The following is a 21,398-nucleotide window of genomic DNA, read 5'->3' as shown; positions in this document are numbered from 1 at the left end:
CACCCGCAAATATTTAAAAATTCGGAAAATTGAATATTGAAATATTGTCGAATCGGTGTATAGTAGACGAAAGGGGGAATCAACATGAAGTGGGAAGTACCGCCGCATAGCGGCAAAGGATTCAAGTTAATTGGAACTCAGAAGGTCGATGGGGAAATTCTTTTATATTTCATCGGTTCCAATGTAAACAGAGAAAAGGTATGGTTAAGCCGTATTCACAAGGAAAACGAAGCCATACAACATTATGTTTCTTCATATTTGCCTAAAATTCTTTCAGGTGTTTATGATGTTGCTTTGACAAATCCAAAACCGAATTAAGTCATAATTGAGAGCTTTTCCATTCTATTATCGAAAACGAATGGAAAAGCTTTTTCAGTTGCTGAAAATAATGGAAAGAGTTGATCGTGATAAAATGTTTTAAGCACCAATGTTGAAAAAAGTGTAAGAAGAGAAGAATAGGCTTCACCTTGTCGATAAAGGTTTTATAGGCGGAGGGTGGCGGTGACAGGCAACTCGTCTATTTCTTTGACCGTCCAAAATGATCAGTCTGTTTAACTGATCATTTTGGCAACGATCAGGATGATGCTTGCTCGAAGCTTCCTGCTCAAGGTCCCGGCAACAACCATACACATAAGTTAAGACGTCTCTACGTTTGCCCTCATTTGAACAGCTTTTTAAGTACTTTACCGGCCGATTTACCTGCAGCTCGTCTGCCGATTCTTTTTCCGACGCGCCCTTTTCTGACAGCGTCGATATCATTCCAAATGCGAAGAATCTTGTAAATGTTTGATTTTAGTCCCATCTTTCACCTCTCCTATGAATCACTGGATAAAGGGGCATGATTATTTCCCTTTCCCTCAACCCCTTACTCCAATAAAATGAAGCGCCTGCCGGACAGAGCCAAAGGACTTGATTGAAAAGTTGATTCCGAGCTGGGTGGCAACCTGGGCCAAATCCGGCCGCATTCCGGTGATGATCGTTTCGACCCCGAGCAAACGGATGGTTTCATTAATTTTAAACAAATAATCGGCAACGTAAGTGTCGAGATTGATGATGCCGGAAAAATCCAGTATCAACCACTCGATATCCTGGTCAGCAACCGTGGCGGGAATATGATCCAGAAACTGCTGAGCTCGTTCGGTTTCAATGGAACCGATCAGTGGTAGAACGGCAATTCCATCAAGTATCGGCACCACAGGGGTGGCAAGCTCATTAATTTCCTTTAATGCTTTATCGAGCGATTTTTCCGTTTCTTTTCGCTCTGTTATATCCCGTATGACAGATTGCACAGCTTGTTGATTTTCTATTTTCAGCGGGTTGCAATTAACTTCGACGTCCACGGTAGAGCCGTCTGTACGTTTGATTGCCTGCTCGCTGGTTGATACAGAAGTACCATGGACTTCTATCTGACGGATGCGATCTTGCACCGTTTGGTGGTAATCTTCATGGATATAAGATAGAAGTTCTTTACCGATGAAATCCTGTGCCGTTCCTCCAAGGAGCTCAGCCCCTGAATGGTTAATATAAACAATTTCTCCATCGATATGAATGATTATTGCTTCTGTCAATTGCTCTATCATTTGCTTGAATATACCATGATGGTCCAAAGAAACGTCGTTAAAACGAACGATAATCAACACATCCTTTCGCTATCATTCCTCTCCTCACCATGACACAGTTTTTTATATTTGTCGATGGCGCTCGTTGATGTAGGTGTCAGAAAGAACAAAACGAAGTTATTCAGTCCCTTTTGGGTCTTTCAAAGCATCAAACAAATTTAACGCTTCGTCTAGTGTTTGGGATATTCTTAAAATTTCCGGGCTGTCTGGATCGCACGTGAAAACCTGATACATTCTCGAACGAAGGGTTTCGATTTTCCTTTCTACTTGCTCTATCTCTTTCATGTGCATCCCCCTTTTCTATCTATCTTTCAGAACGTGTGTTCTCGATAGATTAACGCCATTATAAGTGATTTCTCAGAAAATGGATAGAAAAACATATAAAAATACAGATTTTATTTGTTATGGTATAGTGAATGTATCTTGTTATGGAGGTGGACTAGTGATGGTTAAACAACAAATCCTCGGATACATTGGTACATACACTAACGGGGACAGCTTAGGCATTTATTCATTTTCGCTTGATCAATCGAATGGGGAGGTTTCCGTCCTAGCGGATGCTGCTCATGTAGAAAAACCAACCTATTTAACGATAAGCAAAGATAATAGGTTCCTTTATTCCGTTATGCAGGAACAGGATGGGGGCGGTGCAGCTGCTTACTCCATTAATGAAAACGGTACCCTTTCCCTGGTGAACAAGCAGGTGCTGGAGGGAGCAGCCCCTTGTCATATCAGTATTGACGATTCAAACCAGCAATTGGTTACGGCCAATTATCATAAAGGTACGGTCGATGCCTATCCTGTCGATGCGGAAACAGGAGCAATTGAAGCTGCTTCATCCATTGTCGAACATACCGGTTCCGGTCCTCATGAAAGACAGGAAAAACCGCATGTTCATTTTTCGGGCTACACCCCAGATGAAAAATATGTTGTCGTAGTTGATTTAGGCTCCGATACGGTAAAAACATATGAAATCGATGATGGGAAACTGGTGGAAGTGAGCAGTCTTTCTACTAAACCAGGGAGCGGACCGCGCCATATTGTGTTTCATCCCAATGGAAAGTTTGCCTATGTAATGACGGAGCTGAGCAATGAAGTCCTGGTCCTTGCTTATGATCAGGCAAAAGGAAGTTTCTCCCAAGTACAGGCGATTTCGACTATTCCGGAAAACTTTCCGGAAAACAGCCAGGGAAGTGCCATTCATATTTCTTCAGATGGACGCTTTGTGTATGCTGGAAATCGAGGCCATGACAGCATTGCTTTGTTTGCCGTGGAAGGGGACGGCGAAAAACTGTCGTTTGTCGAACATTATTCGACAGAAGGGGATTGGCCACGCGACTTTAGTATGGATCCGTCTGAAAGGTTCTTACTTGCTTCCAACCAAAACTCCAGTAATTTGACCTTGTATACACGCAATCCGGAAACCGGGAAACTGAAGTTAAAGCAAAAGGATGTGTCTGTGCCTAATCCGGTGTGTGTGAAATTTCTACATCAATGATAAAAAAGACATTCGCTCATTTAAAGCGAATGTCTTTTATTCTTCAGGGGCATTTTTTGGTTTTTTCTCGTCCTTTTCTTCTACTGCTTTCTTTGTTTTCTTCTTCCCAAAAAGAAGAGCCCTGACTTTGTCGCGCTGCTTTTTATGGGTTAGAACATATAACGTATCACCGGTTTCGAGAATCGAACTTCCGGTTGGTGTGATCACTTTTCCATCCCTTATGATGGCGGTGATCAATGTTTCTTCTGGCAGTGTTAAGTCCTCGAGCGTCACACCTGTCGCAGGTGTATTTTCACTAATGGTTGCCTCCATTATTTCGGCTCCAGATCTCCCCAGTGTAATCAATTCCATCGTTGGAAAAGGGCTTGCCTGCCTTGTTTCCGTCAATTTCAACTTGCTTCCAAGCCAGGATAGTGTACTTCCTTGAATCAGGGCGGAAGTAAGCACGACGAAAAATACAACGTTGAAAATCAACTGACTGTTTTCAACTCCGGCGAGCGTTGGATAAGTGGCGAGAATGACTGGTACTGCCCCTTTCAAACCAGCCCACGAGATGAAGGTCTTCTCCTTTCCTGTGTACTTCATGAAGAGCATGCTGAGAAAAACACCGACAGGACGTGCGATAAACATTAAAACCACAGATAACAATAGTCCCTGCCAGAAAATATCTAGTAGTTGTTCAGGAAATACCAGTAATCCCAGAAGGATGAACATGATGATTTGCATCATCCAGGCAAAGCCTTCGTTGAACCGCAAAATGGAAAATCGGTACATCAAATCATTGTTGCCGATGTATACTGCCATAACGTAAACGGCAAGCAGCCCGCTGCCTCCGATAGCAGAGGTGAAAGCGTACGTGAATATAGCACAAGCAAGCGCGAGAACGGGATACAATCCGGAAGCGTCGAGCGTAATTTTATTGATCACAGCCGTGGTTGCCTTACCAAGCAGGATACCGATTACCAATCCGATTCCCATTTGCCAGAAAAAGCTGCCGATTGCAGTCCATATGGAGCTGTCCGGCAGTTGAATGACCTCGATGAGCGTTACGGTCAAAAAAACGGCCATCGGATCGTTGGTGCCGGATTCGGCTTCCAATGTAGAGGTGATCCGCCGTTTAATATTTTTATTGCCAAGGACAGAAAATACTGCAGCCGCATCCGTAGACCCGACGATTGCACCGAATAGCATTCCTTCAAGCAGGGATAAATCGAGGATATACATGGCAGCCAAACCAGTCACCGCTGTTGTAATCAACACGCCAACCGTAGCTAACGAACCCGCAGCCCCCAGTACAGGACGGATATTTCCCCATTTGGTTTGCGTACCGCCTTCAAACAAAATGATAATCAAGGCGACAATACCGATCAATTGGCTGAGCTTGGCATTTTCAAAGAATATGTAATTGTTTAGAAACATACCGACCAACAGAAAGAGTACGAGCGAGGGAAGCCCTAATCGTGAAGAAAATTTTGTGGCTAATACCCCGATGATCAACATAGTAGAAAATAAAAAAATCAAAGCTTGAACCGATAACTCCAACTTTTTTTCAATCCTCTCCCAAATAATTAATTTTCTTTCTATTATCAATAGTAATCGTATTTTTAGTAAATAACAAAATACTCGTCTTGATGAAAAGGAAAAAGTGAATGGTTAAAAAAACAGACTGCCGAAATCCGGCAGTCTGACGAGCCTGTAATTAGCTCTATTTTTAAGGGGGGAGGAAGTTTCATTTACTTCTACCTCACCAATAGGAAGTAGAGAATAACCATTTAGATGAGATGTATAGATACAATATCCTTAATTTTGGAGGATTAAACCTATTTTTATAACAGAATAGGGGGAACTTTTTTTATTCAGAATATAAAAAAGCCCCTCGTTTAAAACACCATTATCATCATGGTTGTATTCTGTGGGTTTTTGCTGTTGCGCAAAATGTATAAACTGCGACATAGTTTGGGCGCGTCTTCCTGAACTTACTTTTGTTGAGTTGGAATTCGACGCTGCGAAAATACCCTAGACATTGCCAGGGAACAAGCAGAAAGTCCAAGAACAGGATAATAAATGGAACTTCAACTATCTATTTATGAAAAGAAGTACACATTTCCTGACAAAAGCTTTTAAGATGGCTTGTTGGGACTCAAAGAAAAAGTCTCTAGGTTTGCGATAACACCATGCTTCTTAGCGTAGGTAGCATGCGTAGACTCCAGCGGGAACAGCGCGAGCTGAAGATCCACTAGGTAAAGCGGTTTTCTTTACCTAGTTAGCTGAAGCCGTGCCCGCGGAAAGCGAAGTATGCTGCCGAAGCGGTGGTTAGCACGCTTTTTGAATAGGCAACGGAGCTTCCCATTACAGTTATGTCGCAGTTTCTATCCAATACGCCAATTAATGAGGAACGAGAGACTTTAACAATCGGGGTTATTTATCATTGTTAATTAATAATAAATGAACAAAATATTCTTGTATCGCTACAATTAACGAAATCAGAATTGCTCCTGTCAGGGTGACGTGGATATCCGAAAAAACAGCGGCAATAAGCAGCAGTAATCCTATCGTGGCTGCGAAATCGAGCAAGATACTCAGCCAAAATGTTTTTCTCCGCAAAAGTAAAGCTTCCATCACCACTCCAACAACCGCTAGCAAAACGATAGCTGCAATGGTCTGCCACACAGATTGAAATTGTACTCCTTCATAAGTAGATGTGAAGAGCAAAATAATAATTGGCAGCATAACGATTTTGATCAATAAACTTATCATCCCAGCAACCTCCTCTTTCCCAAGTATTGCCTTTGTGCTTTTTTATAAAACCGAGCGTGTGTCAAATCAGTTTTTTCGCCAGGGGATTTTGAAAAAAATAAAATACTCCTTCTCAAATTCTAATGTTTGGTATATACTTTAACTGTATTACAAATATTAATACAGTTAATACAGTTAATACAGTTAATACAGTTAACCGGAAGCGGAGGATAAGCGATGTTCGATCTCGATATTAGAAGCCGGAAGCCGATATATGAACAGCTGGTCGATAAACTGAAAGAGCTGATCATCAATGATGTGCTCCAAGTAGATGAAAAGCTGCCCTCTGTACGGGTGCTGGCCCAACAATTGACCATCAATCCGAACACGATACAAAAAGCCTATAGAGAATTGGAGACGCAAGGCTATATTTATTCGGTAAAAGGAAAAGGCAGTTTTGTCAACAAACTGGCGAAATCGGAAAAATCGGAAGAACTGCAGAAAGTGAAAGATCAATTGGAAAAATTGATAGCTGAAGCAATGTTCTTCGGGATGACCAAGGACGAATTACAGACATTGATCGAAGAAATAGAGGAGCAAGTAAAGAGGGGGGATCGCGATGATCGTCAGTAACAGTATTAGTAAGAAATACGAAAAATCCCATGTGTTGCAACATGTTGGGTTACAAGTCAACAAAGGCTCTATTTATGGCTTGCTGGGATCGAATGGGGCCGGCAAAACGACTTTATTGAAAATTATTGCCGGGATTGTCAGACCGGATGATGGAGAAATAACGGTTGACGGAAAAGGAGTTTTTGAGGATACGGAAGTGAAGGCGGCAATGTTTTTTCTCGCCGATTCCCTTTATTTCTTTTCCCAATACACCATCAAACAAATGGCTGACTTTTATCGGGATACTTACCCTAACTGGAATCAGGAGCGCTTTTTGAAACTGCAGCAACTGTTTCAACTGGACAGGAAAAAGAAAATAAGTCAGTTTTCGAAAGGGATGCAGCGACAAGTGGCATTTTGGCTTGCTTTGTCCACCATGCCGGAATATCTCATATTAGATGAACCATTTGACGGTTTGGATGCCGTCATTAGGAAAAAAATAAAAAACTTGCTTGTACAGGACGTCGCAGAAAGGGAGATGACTATTATCATTTCTTCCCACAACTTGCGGGAAATAGAAGATATTTGTGATTACATCGGCATTCTTCATCAAGGCCAGCTTTTGCTGGAAAAAGACATCGATGATTTGAAATCCGATATCCACAAAGTCCAGGTAGCCTTCCGGCAAAAGCCGGAAACGGAAGTTTGGGATAATCTGGACGTATTATACAAAGAGAGACGCGGCAGTGTGATCTTGGCGATCGTGAGAGGGAAGGAAGAAGATATCGTTTCTCATCTGGAACAGTATCAACCAGTCATTCTCGATCTCCTGCCGTTAACATTGGAAGAAATATTTGTGTATGAAATGGGGGACGCCGGTTATGCAATCGAAAACATCCTTGTTTAATAAACAATTATTGAAGCAGGATTTAATGAGTGCAGGATGGATCGGCATTGTATACTTCGCTGGACTGTTTTTTTCACTTCCGTTGAATTTGATGATGCTGGAATCGGATGAACGGAGGAATTATTCCTTCAACAGCTTGTTTGATTCAAATGCAGAGATTCAGTTATTCCTTCTTTATATTATTCCGGTACTGGTCGCTGTGTTTTTATATCGATACATGCATGTAAAAAATGCTGCCGATTTCATACACAGTCTGCCAATCACTCGAAGGAAAATCTTTAACCATCATTTTCTAATTGGAATAGCGCTTATTGTAATGCCTTTATTGTTGATTGCCGTGACTTTATCACTGATGCTGCCGGCCATGGATTTGTACATGATTTACACCCAGACAGACATTTGGGAGTGGTTTGGCGTTTCTGTCGCTTTTTCTCTCCTGCTTTTCTCAGCGGGAGTTTTGATTGGGATGTTTACTGGTGTTTCTGCGGTACAGGGTGTGCTGACATATATTTTTCTCCTGTTTCCTGCAGGCATTTTAGTGCTGATTTATTCGAACCTGGATGTCTTATTGGATGGATTTCCATCCTCCTACTATCAACTTACTAACGTGGATTTATATTCACCACTTACAGACTTTGTTGATATGTACGATTGGAAATTCCATGGCTGGAAATTCAGTATTTACATGCTGCTATCCTTGGTGTTTTACGTCTTGGCCTGGTTCGTCTATCACAAAAGGCCGGCCGAAGCAAGTGGTCAGCCTTTAGCATTCCATCAAGTACGCCCGATTTTCAAGTATGGTGTAACAACTTGCATGATGCTGTTTGGCGGATTTTATTTCGACGAAACCGATAACCATTTTGGGTGGATAGTCTTTGGCTATATAGTAGGTTCATTGATCGGCTATCTTGTAGCCGAGATGGTCCTGCAAAAAACATGGCGTGTATTCGGTAAATGGAAGGGATATGTTCTGTTTCTTGCAGTCGCAGGCGCCGTCATTCTTCTGCTTTCCTTCGATGTTACAGGTTATGAAAAACGGCTGCCAGAAGCAGAACAGATTGAATCGGTTTATTTTAATGAAAATCCAATGTACTACTCTGATGAACGCTCAACGAAAAATATACGAGATATGGCGATAGAGGATCCTAGGATAATCAGGCAGGTTCAGAAATTGCATCAGCAACTTATCGAACAATCGAGCAGTATCCTCCCGGATGACCGATCCAATGAAGAGAAATTGTTTTTCAGTTACCAGCTGAAAAACGGAAAGATGATCAATCGGGAGTACTATATCGATTTGGACGAAACGTATGAACAATACTTGAAACCGATTTATGAGTCCCGTGAATATAAGGAAATCAAGAACCGGATATTGACGATGGATGAAAATGACTTTGGCAACTTGGTCATTTCCAGTGAATTTGATCGTTCTAGCAGCACTAGTATCGTGGAGAAAACTGAAATAAAAGAAGCACTGCAGCAATTGAAGCAGGATATTTATGATCAAAAGTATGAGGAAATTGTTCATCCAAGCGACACGATGGCTTATATTGAAGTTCCCGAGGAAGAAAACATGTTTTACCAGCTTCCAATATTGCGTTCTTATGAAAATTTTCAAAGCTGGTTGAAAAATCAGGGGATATATGATCAAACAATCATCCAGGCTGATGATATATCTTATGCCGTCATATTGGACGAAAGAGATGAAAGCCAAGATGTATATGAGACGTTATATGAAGAAAAAAATGGTGATAATGGCTTGGTCACCGAAAATAAACAAAAAATCGGTCGGATTCTGGAAACAGTGACAAGTGAGCATTATGGCACGGAGGATTCTTCTCATTATTATGCAGGGTTTTACCTGGAAGGAAAAAACAATCCGGTTGTAAGGCCAATATCCAAAGCCAATGTGCCGGCATTCGTTACAGATTATTTTGGGGACAAGTAAAAGGAGAAGGAGAGAAGAGAAATGAAAGAAGCTAAGACGGGGGAGGGGATTTGTTTTGAAGCCGTTTATCAACAGTATTACCAACGAATGTATTTGGTTTCGGTCGGTATAACAAAAGACCGTTGCCTTGCCGAGGATGTTGTTCAAGATGCTTTCATAAAAGCTTACAAGCACTTTGATAAATTGCGTGATCATGACAAGCTAGGAGCGTGGTTGACAAGCATCGCTTACCGAACTGCAATCGATGCAATCAGGAAAGAGAAAAAGCGGACGTTTGTCCCGCTTGAGGATGTGTACTTGACCAGCCAGGAAAGCAGCTCTGAGGAACGGGTGGTTGAAAAACAAGTGGAGTACAAATGGACCGAAGAACAAATAAAGCGGCAGGTGGTCTTGCTGAGTCCCAAGCTCCGTAAGGTCTTTACCTTGAAATACCAAAACGAATGGACCGATAAGGAAATTGCCGGCAGTTTGAGACTTGCCCTTGGAACCGTCAAAGCCCGATTGTACAGAGCCAGAAAACGTGTCAAAGAAGGAATGGAACAGACAAGCCAAACCACCCATATCAGTGCCTGAGGAATGACTCCGGGGTGCCACTTGGGGGTCAGTCCCTCCGGGAGGGAAAACAGACAATTAGTTGCCATTGAGGGACAGACCCTGATGAGAAGGATATAAAAGACTGAGATGTCAAGGATTAAGGATTTTGGGGACAGTCCCCCCGGCCAATAAATCCACGAAAAGCATGCTTTTGGGGACAGACCCCCCACATTCAGGTTGAGCCTTCTGATGGGGTGTTGGGGACGTCCCCGTTCTGCTGTTCGATGTTGACTTTTATGGCTATGCTCTTTATAATTAGTCGGGAATAATAAAGATAATCCGTTTGATCGGGAGAGGTTCTTAGCGTAAACCCTCTATAAAAAACTAAGGACATAAACAGGTGTTTAAGGCCATGTCCGATAGGGGCATGGCCTTTTTTGTTCCGATCTTTTTATGACGATTTATGGAAACAAAGAAATGAATTATTACTTGCTGATAATCAAGCAAGTGAAAAGGAGCGTTCAAGATGGCAGGAAGAAGAGATGAAGAGCTGACGGATATAACTTTACTGGGAAGTCAGGGGACGACCTATCAATTTGACTATACACCGGAAGTGCTGGAGACATTTGATAACAAGCATCCTGGTCGTGATTATTTTGTGAAATTCAATTGTCCTGAATTCACTACGCTTTGTCCTAAAACAGGGCAGCCCGATTTCGGAACAGTCTATATCAGTTACATTCCGGATGAGAAAATGGTGGAGAGTAAATCATTGAAGTTGTACCTGTTTAGCTTCCGCAATCATGGCGATTTTCATGAGGATAGCATGAACATCATCATGAATGATCTGATTGACTTAATGGATCCTTGCTATATAGAAGTTTGGGGCAAGTTCACACCGCGCGGAGGTATTTCCATCGATCCATACGTCAACTATGGCCGTCCAGGCACAAAGTATGAGCAAATGGCTGACCATCGGATGATGAATCATGACCTGTATCCCGAAAAAATCGATAACCGTTAATTTTCGAGTTTGAAGAGGGTAAAACTTTGATCCTTTCCTTGTTTCAAAATGAAAGGGAGAAGAAGTTATGTTGATTTATTTGAATGCACTATTCACCGGTCTCTTGGTAATATCCAATGTGCTGGGTGTGAAATTGTTTGCTGTAGGAGGGTTTGTCCTGCCAGCAGCCGTGATAGTCTATGTCATCACTTATTTGATAACGGATGTTATCGGTGAAGTCTATGGCAAGGATGCTGCCCGGAAGACTGTTCAGGCGGGATTTGTCACCCAGTTATTGGCAATGTTGTTTATTGTTATTGCGATCCAGCTTCCGGCAGCACCAGTATTTGCAGGTCAAATCGAATTTGAAACGGTTCTGGGCGGGAGTTTCCGAGTGATGCTGGCAAGCTTGGTGTCATATTTGGCCAGCCAAAACTTGGATGTGTCCATCTTCCATTCTTTAAAGCAAAAACATGGAACAAGGAAACTATGGCTGCGCAATAACTTGTCGACAATGACAAGCCAGTTGCTTGATACGATTGTTTTCGTCACCATTGCTTTTGGAGGGACAGTCCCCTTTGGGGTGCTTATCGGAATGATTGGTTCACAGTATCTATTTAAAGTGCTTATTGCCTTCATTGATACACCTATAGCTTATCTGTTGGTCAAGCTGGCGAAAAAGCCTGAAACCAAGCAACTGACGCCTTTTCCAAGTAAATAGAAAATCAAGACCACCGCTTCCTTGTGTGAAACGGCGGTCTTTTTTATGTTGTGGAGGGGACAGTCCCCCAAAAACAACTAAAAGAGGTTTTATTTCTCGATGGGGTCAGTCCCTCCTCGGGTTATATCTTACTCTCGATCCTTCTCCTGCCAAGGGTTTTAGCTGATTTGGATAATAGTCCAATTGTTTCTATCGGACCAAAATATGCCTGAATGGGGTCAGTCCCCCATATATCGATATTCATTAAAAATTTCTATTTCGACTAATTTTGGGGACTGACCCCCTTCTCGCGACCCCTTCTCGACCCCTTCTCTAGACTCTCTAGTCGTTTTCTTTTCTTCTGATGGTTTGTATTTTTCTTTGGTTATGGTAAGATTTAACTGTTATCGATTAAAAGCAGATACATATTCATGTTTGAAATAGGGAGGTAGTATGATGGCGGCTAATTATCGTGTGATGAAGGATGCAGAAGCATTTTACTTTGCCGGCAATGAAATTGGAGTGCTGGTTGTCCACGGATTCACGGGTACGACGCAGAGTATGCGATATATAGGTGAACAGTTCGCGGCGGAAGGTTTTACTGTCCTGGGACCGAGATTGGAAGGCCATGGTACTGATCCGGAGGATATGGAAGCGTCTACTCATCAAGATTGGATTGATAACGTAGAAGCGGGCTTGGCAACGTTGAAGGAAGAATGCTCCAAGTTGTTTGTGGCCGGCCTGTCCATGGGTGGTACGTTGACATTATATTTAGCGGAGCAGCACCCGGAAATAAATGGGATCCTGCCTATCAATGCTGCGGTGGATATTCCGGAAATGGCCGAAAACTATCGGGAGTTGGCCAAGACGGATACTAGATTTGTAAACGGGATCGGCTCCGATATCAAAAGGTCGGGAATCAAGGAACTTGCCTATGAAAAAACGCCAGTTAAATCGATGGGGGAGATCGTTACATTAACAGAAAAGGTCAAGCAAAACTTAAGCAATATTACGACCCCTGTCCTGATCTTTTCTTCTAAGGAAGACCATGTCGTTCCGCCGGAAAACTCCCAATTGATTTATGATTCGGTCTCTTCGACAGAAAAAACGCTGTTTCCTTTGGAAGCAAGCTATCATGTCGCCACTTTGGACAACGACAAAGAGGTTATCGCGAATAAAGCGATCCAATTCATTAAAGCAAACTGCTAAATCAGCATTTTTATAGCCGAAAAACGAATAAATCAACCACCTATAACACACCAGGTGGTTGATTTATTCTATGTCAAGATTGCAAACTACTAGTCTGAAAATAGGAAAAAGGCTAAAATAAGCAGTAGATTATCAAGGGATTCACATAACTTTCATGGAAACTTGCCAGAAAAGCGCTTAGGAAAGGATGCTGCAGAAATGCCGAGAAGCGAGAATAGAAAACGGATGGGCTGGTTCGGTTGGACCTTGACGGCTCTAGGTGTCACATTGGTGGTCGCGGTTGCCTTTTTCTCCTTTGTCTTTGACTTGGGAGGTATCGGACTATTTAGTGACCGTCAAACAGAATCGAGTGAGCAGCAGGCAGAAGATTCCTCTGATTCGGGACAAAGCCAGGAGGAACTGGAACAAAAAGCAGAGGAAACAAGAGAGTCGGTAGGAAAAGAATACGAGGATGTCGGTGATTTTGTAGCCGAGACACATGACTTTTATAACGATACTACGGGTTATGGCCGGATCGACAATCTCGATTGGTCCGAGCAGGAAACAGAAGCCGAAGAAATCCTTGCTGTGCTGGATGAAATGCTGCCGAAAGTAGAGGACGATGCTTTAAAGAATGATTTGGAAAAGATTCAACAACTTGCCAGTTCAGCTGCAGACAATGAAGATAAGAAAACGGTAAGAAACCTGCACCGTATGTTCCATGATTTGGACATCGCCCTCAATGATTATCAGGGGACGGATAAAATATGGGGAGTAACCAATACCTTGAAATAAACGAAAAACGAGCTTAAGTGTTAAGCTCGTTTTTCGCAGGCTGTTATTTAGATGAAAAACCTCAGCCTTCCTGCTGCATTATCCATTAAGAATTGTTGTTTTTATTTTGCTGTTGGCGTCCGCGTGTTTCTCCGCCTTTTTTGCCGATTTCTTCATAGAATTCTTCGTCATGGTTTTTAGATGTTGTTTCTCCGCCTTTTTTCCCAATCTCTTCATAGAATTCCTGGTCGTGATTACGGGAAGTTGTTTCTCCACCTTTGCGACCTGCTTCCTCTACAGACATTTTCTTGTTATTGTTCTTGTCAGCCATTCTATAAAACTCCTTTCGTGAGTGTTATATGATGCTTACATAACTACTATTCACGTTGTGCAAAAAATTAAACATACTAGATTCAGAAAAATACATTGTTTACTCTATCCAGATAACGGGCAAATTATAACCAACACAAGCTGAGGAGGGAAATGCAGATGGTAAGAGTTGCAGTGGAACAACCATTCGAAGATGTGAAAAAGCAATTGAACAAAAAAGGATATCAAGCGGAAATGCTCGAACGAAAAGTGGATGCGCCGGAGTTTGATGCAGTCGTTGTAAGAGATTTGGAAGACTTGACAGACATCCACATGAATGTACCGTTGATTTCCGCCCGCGGACGAAGTGTAAAGGAAATCGTCACAGAAGTGGAAGAAAGACTTCAACGCGCCGGAACGATCGATAAGAAATCCGGCGGCATCTCAGGTAAACAACTTGTAAACGGCATAGCTGTAGGAAGCATTGTCGGAGCCACCATTGGTTTTATGTTAGCTCCAGCCAGCGGCAAAAAAACACGCGATAATTTGAATCAAAAACTACAGCAGACAAAACAGCAGACCATGAATTTGACCGACAAAGTGAAGGACAAGGTCCCTGGCCAATCCGGCAGTAATCTGAACGAGGATAGTAAAAATGAGCTTGCTGCCCAAGAAAGGGATTTAGAATTGATCGGCGGCACAGAGCTGAAAAAATAAAAGTTGAAAGGCACCCGGAGAAGGGTGCCTTTTCATTGATAACAGGCAGCAGATAGAAAAATATGCTGGCCTGACAATGGGGAGAGGAGTAAAACGAATACTCCTCGCCCGGTTATAAAAGAGACTGGGACAAATGTATCGTGAACAAAACAAGAACCGAACGATTCCATCATTCGTTCGGTTTTTTGGTTTGAAAAAATAAACCGTACTAATCTTCCCTTTTAAAAAGAGCAACGCTCCACTCCGGCAAGGTACTTCGTTTTCCACGGGCACGGCTTCAGCTAACTTGGGAAAGAAAAGTCCTTTACCAAGTGGATCTTCAGCTCGCGCTCCTCCCGCAGGAGTCTGCATACCTTGCCTCCGTTCATGTGGAATTGTTCGCAAACGGGCGATGCTCACTCCTGGCTGATTTCTGCTTTTTTCTCATACCGTTATAGGAAGAAAGCCAGTCTGTATGGAAACAGGAGAAGTTATTCTTATGGAATTGGTTCGCAAGTTCCCCTTCTAAATAAAAAAACTTCCATGCTGACTTTCGTCTTCGTAATTGTTTAGAAACCCGCCAATAGAAGACTATGGTTCTATTTATTGTGTTCCTTGATAGACTTTTTATTATCCTATTAATTGATGCGTGGCTCGGATCGCTACGCTTTAGGGGGTTTATTTTTATTTAACCAAGACAAAAAAACATTCAAAACCGAGCGAATTGGATTGATCGTTCAAATTCGCTCGGTTTTTTGCTTTGAGGCCATGGTTTTGTCCCTTCCGGTCACTTTTCAATCGCCTCCAAGAAAAATATAATTATCAATATGACAAATATATATTGCAAAAAGACAAATTTAATATATAATATAATCAAGATGGAATCAAGATAAGGGAGGGATAGAAGTTGAGCTTAGGCATTCAACTGAAAAATGTGACGAAAAAAATCGGCAGCAATACGATTATCGATCAGCTGTCGCTCGACATTCATAAAGGTGAGGTGGTTGGCTTGCTTGGACCAAACGGCGCAGGGAAAACAACCACAATCCGGATGATGGTCGGATTAATGAAAATGACCTCGGGAGATATTCTGATTGATGGTTTATCTGTATCCGAAAAACGTTCTGCTACAGCTCAAAAGCTTGGAGCAATTGTCGAAAATCCTGACTTTTATTCCTATATGAGCGGGTTGGACAATTTGCGTTACTTCGCCAAGCTTCAGGATAAAAAAATCGGCAGGCAAACCATCGACGAAGTCGTAAGCATTGTCGGTTTAACCGAAAGCATAAAGAAAAAAGTGAAGACCTATTCGCTCGGGATGAAACAGCGTCTCGGTTTAGCGCAAAGCCTGTTGCATCGACCGAAGGTGCTGATACTGGATGAACCAACGAATGGACTGGATCCAGCCGGCATCCGTGAATTCCGGGAGTACATCCGCCGGCTGGCGGGAGAACAAAATATGACGATTGTCGTGTCGAGCCACTTATTATCGGAAATTGAATTGATGTGCGACCGGGTAGCGATTATACAAAACGGACGGCTGGTCCGTACGGAAACGATCAAAGAAACCTCCGATCAAGAGAATCTGGTGAAACCGTCCAGTCAAGTGGTGATGGAACTGGCCGATAGCAGCAAGGCGGAACAAATTCTTCAAGAAAAGCTGCCAACGCTTGAGACACAATCAAGAGGGCAGCGGGAACTTTTGATCCAGGCGGACAAAGAAACAACGGCGAAGGTGATACATTTGTTGGCGGTGCAAGACCATCCAATATATCGGGTCAGAGACAGCCAGCAATCACTCGAAGATCGCTTTCTGGAAATAACCGATGAAAAGGGGGAGGCATATGCTGACGCTCATTCGCAATGAATGGTTTAAATTAAGAAAAAAACCTTCGATTTATTTAATGGCGATAATTATCGTACTGCTAGTCATAGCTACTGGGATGATTGGCAAAGTCACAGAGGACGCTCATTCGGTGCCCGATAATTGGAAGGAGGATCTGGCTGCGAAAAGCGAGCAGCTGAAGGAAGAAAACCAGGAGCATGCCAATAACCCGATTTTGACAGAAAACAACCGGAATTTGATTGCTGTCAATGATTATCGGATTGAGCACGACATAAAACCAGGATCACAGCTGAGTGTCTGGTCTTATACTGTGGAAAATGTTCCCTTGATTTCTGTTGCCGGTTTGTTGGTGATGATTATTGCGGCAGGAATTGTTTCTGGAGAATTCAGCGGGGGAACGATTAAGCTGATGATGATCCGTCCTGCCGCCCGTTGGAAAGTACTGCTTGCCAAATATTTGACAGTATTGACCTACGGCTTGCTGCTTGTGGTACTGCTTTTACTTGCCTCGCTCGCGGTGGGGATAATCCTGTTCGGAACGGGCGATTCCATGATCCACTTGACGGTCAACAACGGAGTCGTTTCCGAAGAGAATGTGCTCGTATATCTGCTTCGTTACTTCTTTTTCTCCACTATCGACCTATGGATGATGGTGTCGCTTGCTTTTGCCTTGTCCGCGATTTTCAGAAATACAGCAGTATCCCTCGGTGTTTCGCTGTTTGCGTATTTGATGGGGGGCACTTTCACGAGCTTGCTGGCAGAACGGTTCGATTGGACCAAGTACTTGTTGTTTGCCAATACAGATCTCAACCGTTATGTGAGTGGGACTCCTTTTGTGGAAGGAATGACGATGACATTTTCGATCGTCATGCTGTTTCTGTACTTGGCAGTGTTCCTTGGAACAGCCTTTATGACTTTCACCAAACGGGATATTGCATGAGTAATTTGTAAAAGTACTGCTTTTCGCAATCCGTTCCGCCTGCTAAAATAAAACAAGAGCCTGCACAAAAGAGGGTGTGAAGAATGAACAGTCTTTTCAATAGGAATCGTTTGAAGGATGAACGAATTATCAATCTGCAAAACAAAATCTATCGGGAAATTTATATTTTCGTAATCGCTATCTGTGTACTATCTTTGGTGATCAAGTATGTAACAAGTGATGATGATCTTCAGAACGTATGGCTGGAATTGGTTATCTTACTGGGATCTTCAATTTATTACATGATACGATCGACAGGAATGGGGGTTTTTTCCGCCGAAGTAGAAATGCATGATCAGACAAACAAACGACCGATGAGTGTGAAAACCATTTTGATCGGTGCTTTGTTTGGTGCTGGATTGGCTATCTTTCTAGGGATTCACAGTGCAGTGAGCTACGCTGATACAACAACGCAGTCGGTTTATTACTTCCTGCTTACGTCGGTTGTTTCCTTTATAATCTATATTCCATTCTTGATGATCGTGAATGGTCTCGCGTATTGGGGAGCAAAGAAAAGGAGCGATAAGGCGGTTGCGAAGGAATTGGAAGATGAAGAAGAGCAGGATGAGGAAAGATGAAGAACATCCGGATGAAAGTAGCCAGAACAGAAATGGATCTGTCCCAGGAGGAATTGGCCAAGCGTGTCGGCGTATCGCGTCAGACCATTGGACTGATCGAACTGGGGAAATATAATCCAAGCCTGAATCTGTGCATTGCAATCTGCAAAACGTTGTCCAAAACCCTCGATGAATTGTTTTGGGAAGAATAAAAAAACCTCCGTGCCCGTTTGGGTACGGAGGTTTTCCAATTATTCCACAACCAAAGTGGAGCTCATGTCTTCATGACCTTCCCCACAAGGCAATGCACACTTGATGATGTATTCGCCGGCTTTCAGTGTAGCTGTTGCGGATCCTTCGTTTTCAATTTTGACATCCGTTCCTTCGATTTCGATGGCATGGACGCCTTCTTCATTGGTCAGATTGAATGTGATTTCTCCAGCGGGTGCCGTGTATTCTTCTTTATCAAACTGCCAGTTGCTTGCAGCAATATCGACAACTGCGGCAGAACCACCATCATCCCCTTCGGCTGCTCCGGCATCATCACTACTGCCGCAAGCCGCCAGCAATAACATGAACATCGAGACCATAAGTGCTAAAAGTGCTTTTTTCATCGTTAAAAACCTCCCGGAAAATTGTTTGAATGCTTTTCACATTTTTAGTGTAAAACACCTTCCGGATGACTGGCTGTGAGAAATGTCACATTTCCTGGCTGTTCAAAATACCGTAACATTTTTTTACAAAATGGTAATGCAAAAGGCTGGGGCGAGGCGTATGATGAAAGTATCAAGAAGGGGATATGTATCATCTTTTATAAGATGTCAGGGAATCGTACGCTATGGAAAAACACTGCGCTTTCCGCGGGTGGTTGGTGAGCCTCCTAACGCTCTCCGTCTCCACCTGGCCATTTCGTGTTTTTCCTCCGCTGGTGACATGCTTCCTGGCATTCCCTCTTTTTTCATCCAGCAGGAACGTAACAAAGGAAGCATGCATTTACTTTGTAGTCTTGTAGACACTTATTTATGAAAACAGCAACATCGAAAAATGGGGAGGCGGATTACATGGGGATTGCTGTAAAACAAGAACAGGCAGTCGGCAACACCTGGCAGTTCACGAAAGAAAGCTTTGAAAAAATACAAGGAATCATGTATCAACACGTATTCCCGGCGGGAACGACATTGTTTTGGGAAGGGGACGAAGCAGAAAAACTCTATTTTCTTGAAAGTGGCTCCGTCCGCCTGGTGAAAACAGCAGATGATGGCAAGGACTTGTGCCTTTATTATTTCCATGAAGGTGATTTGTTCGGAGAAATCCAATACCCCGGACAGGAAGGGCAGATGTCATACACTGCCGAAGTCTTGCAGGATGCGCGGGTCGGCGTCATCCAGCAGCGTGATCTGGAAATCCTGTTATGGCAGCACGGTGATTTGGCGATTGAATTCAGCCGCTGGCTCGGATACATGCAGCAGCTTACCCAGGTGAAGCTGAGAGATTTGATGTTCCATGGGAAAAATGGAGCGCTCGCTTCCACTCTTATTCGTGCTGCCAACACATATGGCGTGCAGGATGGCGGAACCATCCGCTTCACTGAAAAATTCACCAATGCAGAGCTTGCCAGCCTGATCGGCGCTACCCGCGAGACGGTCAACCGGATGTTGAACCAATTGAAAAAGCAACAGATCATCGACATCGAACATGGCCGGATCGTGATTCTTGACTTGGCTGAACTAAAAGCCATCTGCCATTGTGAAGAATGCCCGCTTGGCATCTGCCGTTTATAGTTGATCCGTCTCCCGGGGAAACCCCCGGTTTTTTTATTTATGAAAGCGATAGTGGGGATTAGTCCTTCCGGAAGAATAAAGCCTTATTTTGCCTTGGATGGTGTTTGAAGTGTTATGTTCATTTTTCCATCTCTGAATCGCACATATGGATCATCTCTTTCACCTACAAGTAATTTCCCTTTCCAAATGTGTGCTATTTCATGGTACTCCTTCTTTTTTCCATTCACCTCTGCAGTTACTAAAATATGAAACCAGAAAGTATGACCATCCGCATATTCCACCTCTGAAATCTCATAGCCTTTGAGGGCGTAGTTCTGCTCTTCTAAAAAGGCAGTTTTTTTCAAATAAAAGTCCTTCGCCTCTGCTTTCGTTAATTTTGTTCCGGTAGACAAGTATTCGTTCGTATTTTCTTGATAATCGTAGAGATATAAAACTTCAAAGGCTTCTTCATATTCTTCATTGATAAGGGATTGGTAATAGTGATTGATCATATGTTCTGCTTCTTTTCCGGAAAGTAATTTTTTCGTATGCTGGGCCAGGAAAGAACAAATGTACAGAGGAGTGCGGCGAAAATAACAAGCGTAACTACTTTTTTAATGGAAACCTCCCCCCTTTTTCAAGCTTATCTACCGATTGATTCTATCACATTTTTGTTGTAAGAGAAGCGATAAAAAGGAATTGATATACAGGTGGATATTCATTTTACCATCTTTAAAACTTATAGAAATCCCAGCCTACTAGCGAGCTTTCTATAATTCTTCGTTTTATCCTCATCCTCCTTTACAGTATTCAACGCTAAAGGGGTTTGTACAGCTTATCATCGGGATATCGTCTGAAAAACTGGCTGTTCAATCCATACCTCTGCAATTCCGTCTCATCCATTCCCATCCATTCCAACAATTGAAAACATTCGTAGAACGATACAGGCTTCCGTTTTTCTATACATGCACAAACCGTTTTCAGCGTCTGCTGACGTCGGTATAATCCATGAAACGGAATCGGGGTGTTTTGGAAATACGGAACGACTGCCGAATGACCCGTTTGTTGAAGTCTCTCCTTCATCGCTGCTGCCGCTTGAGAGGATAAAGCGGGCATATCACAGCTGACCAGCCAGATTAAAGGATGGCTGGCAAGGGAGAACCCGGCATGAATTGCCCCTAATACCCCTTTGTTTTTGTGGAAAACGGTGACAATGCGGATATCTGATCCGACCCGTGGCAAAAACGTCATCGGATTTTCGGTGACGAGCACAATTTCTTCGACAAATTGCTGCATTTCCCTGATTTGCCGGTTGATCAGTCTTTCACCGGCCAGCGTTTGTAACGCAATTTCTTCCGCATATGGATGGATGCTTCGATCTGCTATTATAATGCCGCTTTTCATCCTTTCCCCTCCCTTGTTTTTTCCTGTTCAGCATAACTGTTTTGAAAACACAAAACTGTAATGGAAGTCACATTCCCGACTTATTGAAAAGGATGTGATATTTATCACAGAATCGACCTGTCATGTTCCGCTACAATCAAATTAGATTAAAGGGAAGGGAGCGTTCACGATGGCGAAATTGGATTCTGCCAAATCGTTCGAAGCCGAAAAAGAGCACGCCGGGAAAACAGAACCGAAGCTTAACGGAACCTTGTTGTCCGTCATGCTCGTCGGAGGATTTATCATATTATCCTGGATCGGGGTGTACGCGCTTTATCTATCCAGGTAG

General features: G+C 42.9%; 26 protein-coding genes and 1 riboswitch. Of the genes, 17 read left to right on the top strand and 9 right to left on the bottom strand.

The window, feature by feature from the left end; genetic code table 11:
• Window positions 1-84 precede the first annotated feature (84 nt).
• Window positions 85-318: a hypothetical protein gene (locus F6X55_RS04200; RefSeq protein ID WP_026571730.1), complete on the top strand. Its 234-nt coding sequence runs from the start codon at window positions 85-87 to the stop codon at window positions 316-318.
• 340 nt (window positions 319-658) lie between these two features.
• On the opposite strand, the gene F6X55_RS20030 is transcribed toward F6X55_RS04200, so the two are convergent.
• The 3 genes from F6X55_RS20030 to F6X55_RS04190 form a co-directional block, all read right to left on the bottom strand.
• Complete coding sequence (locus F6X55_RS20030; RefSeq protein ID WP_162832886.1) at window positions 659-802, bottom strand: hypothetical protein; 144 nt, start codon at window positions 800-802, stop codon at window positions 659-661.
• A gap of 55 nt (window positions 803-857) precedes the next feature.
• Entirely contained in the window at window positions 858-1,640 is a 783-nt protein-coding gene (locus F6X55_RS04195) for a PAS domain S-box protein (protein ID WP_051390504.1), read from the bottom strand.
• A 96-nt stretch (window positions 1,641-1,736) separates the two neighbouring features.
• Window positions 1,737-1,904 (bottom strand): aspartyl-phosphate phosphatase Spo0E family protein, encoded by a 168-nt coding sequence (locus F6X55_RS04190; RefSeq protein ID WP_161629537.1) that lies wholly within the window; start codon window positions 1,902-1,904, stop codon window positions 1,737-1,739.
• Window positions 1,905-2,064: 160 nt separating this feature from the next.
• Here F6X55_RS04190 and F6X55_RS04185 point away from each other — a divergent pair, with 160 nt between their 5' ends.
• Window positions 2,065-3,117 (top strand): lactonase family protein, encoded by a 1,053-nt coding sequence (locus F6X55_RS04185; protein WP_035427408.1) that lies wholly within the window; start codon window positions 2,065-2,067, stop codon window positions 3,115-3,117.
• Window positions 3,118-3,153: 36 nt separating this feature from the next.
• On the opposite strand, the gene F6X55_RS04180 is transcribed toward F6X55_RS04185, so the two are convergent.
• Together F6X55_RS04180 and F6X55_RS04175 are read right to left on the bottom strand one after the other, a co-directional pair.
• Window positions 3,154-4,659 carry a potassium/proton antiporter gene (locus tag F6X55_RS04180; protein ID WP_026571733.1) on the bottom strand — a complete coding sequence of 502 codons (1,506 nt, stop codon included), beginning with the start codon at window positions 4,657-4,659 and terminating at the stop codon, window positions 3,154-3,156.
• Between the two features lie 876 nt (window positions 4,660-5,535).
• On the bottom strand, window positions 5,536-5,874 hold the full coding sequence (locus F6X55_RS04175; RefSeq protein ID WP_051390505.1) for a hypothetical protein: 339 nt from the start codon (window positions 5,872-5,874) through the stop codon (window positions 5,536-5,538).
• A gap of 216 nt (window positions 5,875-6,090) precedes the next feature.
• Between F6X55_RS04175 and F6X55_RS04170 the strand changes: the two genes are divergently transcribed.
• The 8 genes from F6X55_RS04170 (at window position 6,091) to F6X55_RS04135 (ending at window position 13,540) form a co-directional block, all read left to right on the top strand.
• Window positions 6,091-6,486 (top strand): GntR family transcriptional regulator, encoded by a 396-nt coding sequence (locus F6X55_RS04170; protein WP_026571735.1) that lies wholly within the window; start codon window positions 6,091-6,093, stop codon window positions 6,484-6,486.
• Entirely contained in the window at window positions 6,473-7,372 is a 900-nt protein-coding gene (locus tag F6X55_RS04165; RefSeq protein ID WP_153462075.1) for an ABC transporter ATP-binding protein, read from the top strand. Before F6X55_RS04170 ends, F6X55_RS04165 begins: the two co-directional genes overlap by 14 nt.
• Entirely contained in the window at window positions 7,347-9,320 is a 1,974-nt protein-coding gene (locus F6X55_RS04160) for a DUF6449 domain-containing protein (protein WP_026571737.1), read from the top strand. Before F6X55_RS04165 ends, F6X55_RS04160 begins: the two co-directional genes overlap by 26 nt.
• Window positions 9,321-9,341: 21 nt before the next feature.
• Window positions 9,342-9,893: an RNA polymerase sigma factor gene (locus F6X55_RS04155; RefSeq protein WP_026571738.1), complete on the top strand. Its 552-nt coding sequence runs from the start codon at window positions 9,342-9,344 to the stop codon at window positions 9,891-9,893.
• A 308-nt stretch (window positions 9,894-10,201) separates the two neighbouring features.
• A riboswitch (PreQ1 riboswitch) is annotated at window positions 10,202-10,248 on the top strand.
• Between the two features lie 132 nt (window positions 10,249-10,380).
• Window positions 10,381-10,878, top strand: coding sequence for a preQ(1) synthase (gene queF, locus F6X55_RS04150; RefSeq protein ID WP_153462073.1), 498 nt, complete (start codon window positions 10,381-10,383; stop codon window positions 10,876-10,878).
• A 67-nt stretch (window positions 10,879-10,945) separates the two neighbouring features.
• Window positions 10,946-11,578 carry a queuosine precursor transporter gene (locus F6X55_RS04145; RefSeq protein ID WP_153462071.1) on the top strand — a complete coding sequence of 211 codons (633 nt, stop codon included), beginning with the start codon at window positions 10,946-10,948 and terminating at the stop codon, window positions 11,576-11,578.
• 435 nt (window positions 11,579-12,013) lie between these two features.
• Window positions 12,014-12,766 carry an alpha/beta hydrolase gene (locus tag F6X55_RS04140; RefSeq protein WP_026571741.1) on the top strand — a complete coding sequence of 251 codons (753 nt, stop codon included), beginning with the start codon at window positions 12,014-12,016 and terminating at the stop codon, window positions 12,764-12,766.
• A gap of 198 nt (window positions 12,767-12,964) precedes the next feature.
• Window positions 12,965-13,540, top strand: coding sequence for a hypothetical protein (locus tag F6X55_RS04135; protein ID WP_026571742.1), 576 nt, complete (start codon window positions 12,965-12,967; stop codon window positions 13,538-13,540).
• 85 nt (window positions 13,541-13,625) lie between these two features.
• Here F6X55_RS04135 and F6X55_RS04130 read toward each other — a convergent pair whose 3' ends face one another.
• Window positions 13,626-13,850, bottom strand: coding sequence for a KGG domain-containing protein (locus tag F6X55_RS04130; RefSeq protein WP_026571743.1), 225 nt, complete (start codon window positions 13,848-13,850; stop codon window positions 13,626-13,628).
• A gap of 158 nt (window positions 13,851-14,008) precedes the next feature.
• Here F6X55_RS04130 and F6X55_RS04125 point away from each other — a divergent pair, with 158 nt between their 5' ends.
• The 5 genes from F6X55_RS04125 to F6X55_RS04105 all read left to right on the top strand — a co-directional run bounded on the left by F6X55_RS04125 (window position 14,009) and on the right by F6X55_RS04105 (window position 18,118).
• Window positions 14,009-14,545 carry a YkuS family protein gene (locus tag F6X55_RS04125; protein ID WP_051382073.1) on the top strand — a complete coding sequence of 179 codons (537 nt, stop codon included), beginning with the start codon at window positions 14,009-14,011 and terminating at the stop codon, window positions 14,543-14,545.
• A gap of 886 nt (window positions 14,546-15,431) precedes the next feature.
• Window positions 15,432-16,391, top strand: a complete 960-nt coding sequence (locus F6X55_RS04120; protein WP_026571772.1) for an ABC transporter ATP-binding protein — start codon at window positions 15,432-15,434, stop codon at window positions 16,389-16,391.
• Window positions 16,369-17,310, top strand: a complete 942-nt coding sequence (locus F6X55_RS04115) for an ABC transporter permease (protein WP_026571773.1) — start codon at window positions 16,369-16,371, stop codon at window positions 17,308-17,310. The genes F6X55_RS04120 and F6X55_RS04115 overlap by 23 nt, the downstream gene beginning before the upstream one ends.
• A gap of 83 nt (window positions 17,311-17,393) precedes the next feature.
• Entirely contained in the window at window positions 17,394-17,927 is a 534-nt protein-coding gene (locus F6X55_RS04110; protein WP_026571774.1) for a DUF6773 family protein, read from the top strand.
• Window positions 17,924-18,118: a helix-turn-helix transcriptional regulator gene (locus F6X55_RS04105; RefSeq protein WP_026571775.1), complete on the top strand. Its 195-nt coding sequence runs from the start codon at window positions 17,924-17,926 to the stop codon at window positions 18,116-18,118. The genes F6X55_RS04110 and F6X55_RS04105 overlap by 4 nt, the downstream gene beginning before the upstream one ends.
• A 39-nt stretch (window positions 18,119-18,157) precedes the next feature.
• Here the strand turns inward: F6X55_RS04105 and F6X55_RS04100 are convergent, their stop codons facing one another.
• Window positions 18,158-18,520, bottom strand: coding sequence for a cupredoxin domain-containing protein (locus tag F6X55_RS04100; RefSeq protein ID WP_153462069.1), 363 nt, complete (start codon window positions 18,518-18,520; stop codon window positions 18,158-18,160).
• Window positions 18,521-18,967: 447 nt separating this feature from the next.
• Between F6X55_RS04100 and F6X55_RS04095 the strand changes: the two genes are divergently transcribed.
• Window positions 18,968-19,687 (top strand): Crp/Fnr family transcriptional regulator, encoded by a 720-nt coding sequence (locus tag F6X55_RS04095; RefSeq protein WP_051390517.1) that lies wholly within the window; start codon window positions 18,968-18,970, stop codon window positions 19,685-19,687.
• Between the two features lie 83 nt (window positions 19,688-19,770).
• Here the strand turns inward: F6X55_RS04095 and F6X55_RS04090 are convergent, their stop codons facing one another.
• Window positions 19,771-20,178 carry a hypothetical protein gene (locus F6X55_RS04090; RefSeq protein WP_153462067.1) on the bottom strand — a complete coding sequence of 136 codons (408 nt, stop codon included), beginning with the start codon at window positions 20,176-20,178 and terminating at the stop codon, window positions 19,771-19,773.
• Between the two features lie 304 nt (window positions 20,179-20,482).
• Complete coding sequence (gene mobA / locus F6X55_RS04085) at window positions 20,483-21,070, bottom strand: molybdenum cofactor guanylyltransferase (RefSeq protein WP_153462065.1); 588 nt, start codon at window positions 21,068-21,070, stop codon at window positions 20,483-20,485.
• 169 nt (window positions 21,071-21,239) lie between these two features.
• Here mobA and F6X55_RS04080 point away from each other — a divergent pair, with 169 nt between their 5' ends.
• A complete protein-coding gene (locus F6X55_RS04080; RefSeq protein ID WP_152525524.1) occupies window positions 21,240-21,398 on the top strand; it encodes a cytochrome c oxidase subunit 2A in 159 nt (52 codons plus the stop codon).

It is taken from the genome of Sediminibacillus terrae, from assembly GCF_009602435.1.
Taxonomy (GTDB): domain Bacteria; phylum Bacillota; class Bacilli; order Bacillales; family Amphibacillaceae; genus Sediminibacillus; species Sediminibacillus terrae.
This window is presented reverse-complemented; position numbering and strand designations above follow the sequence as displayed.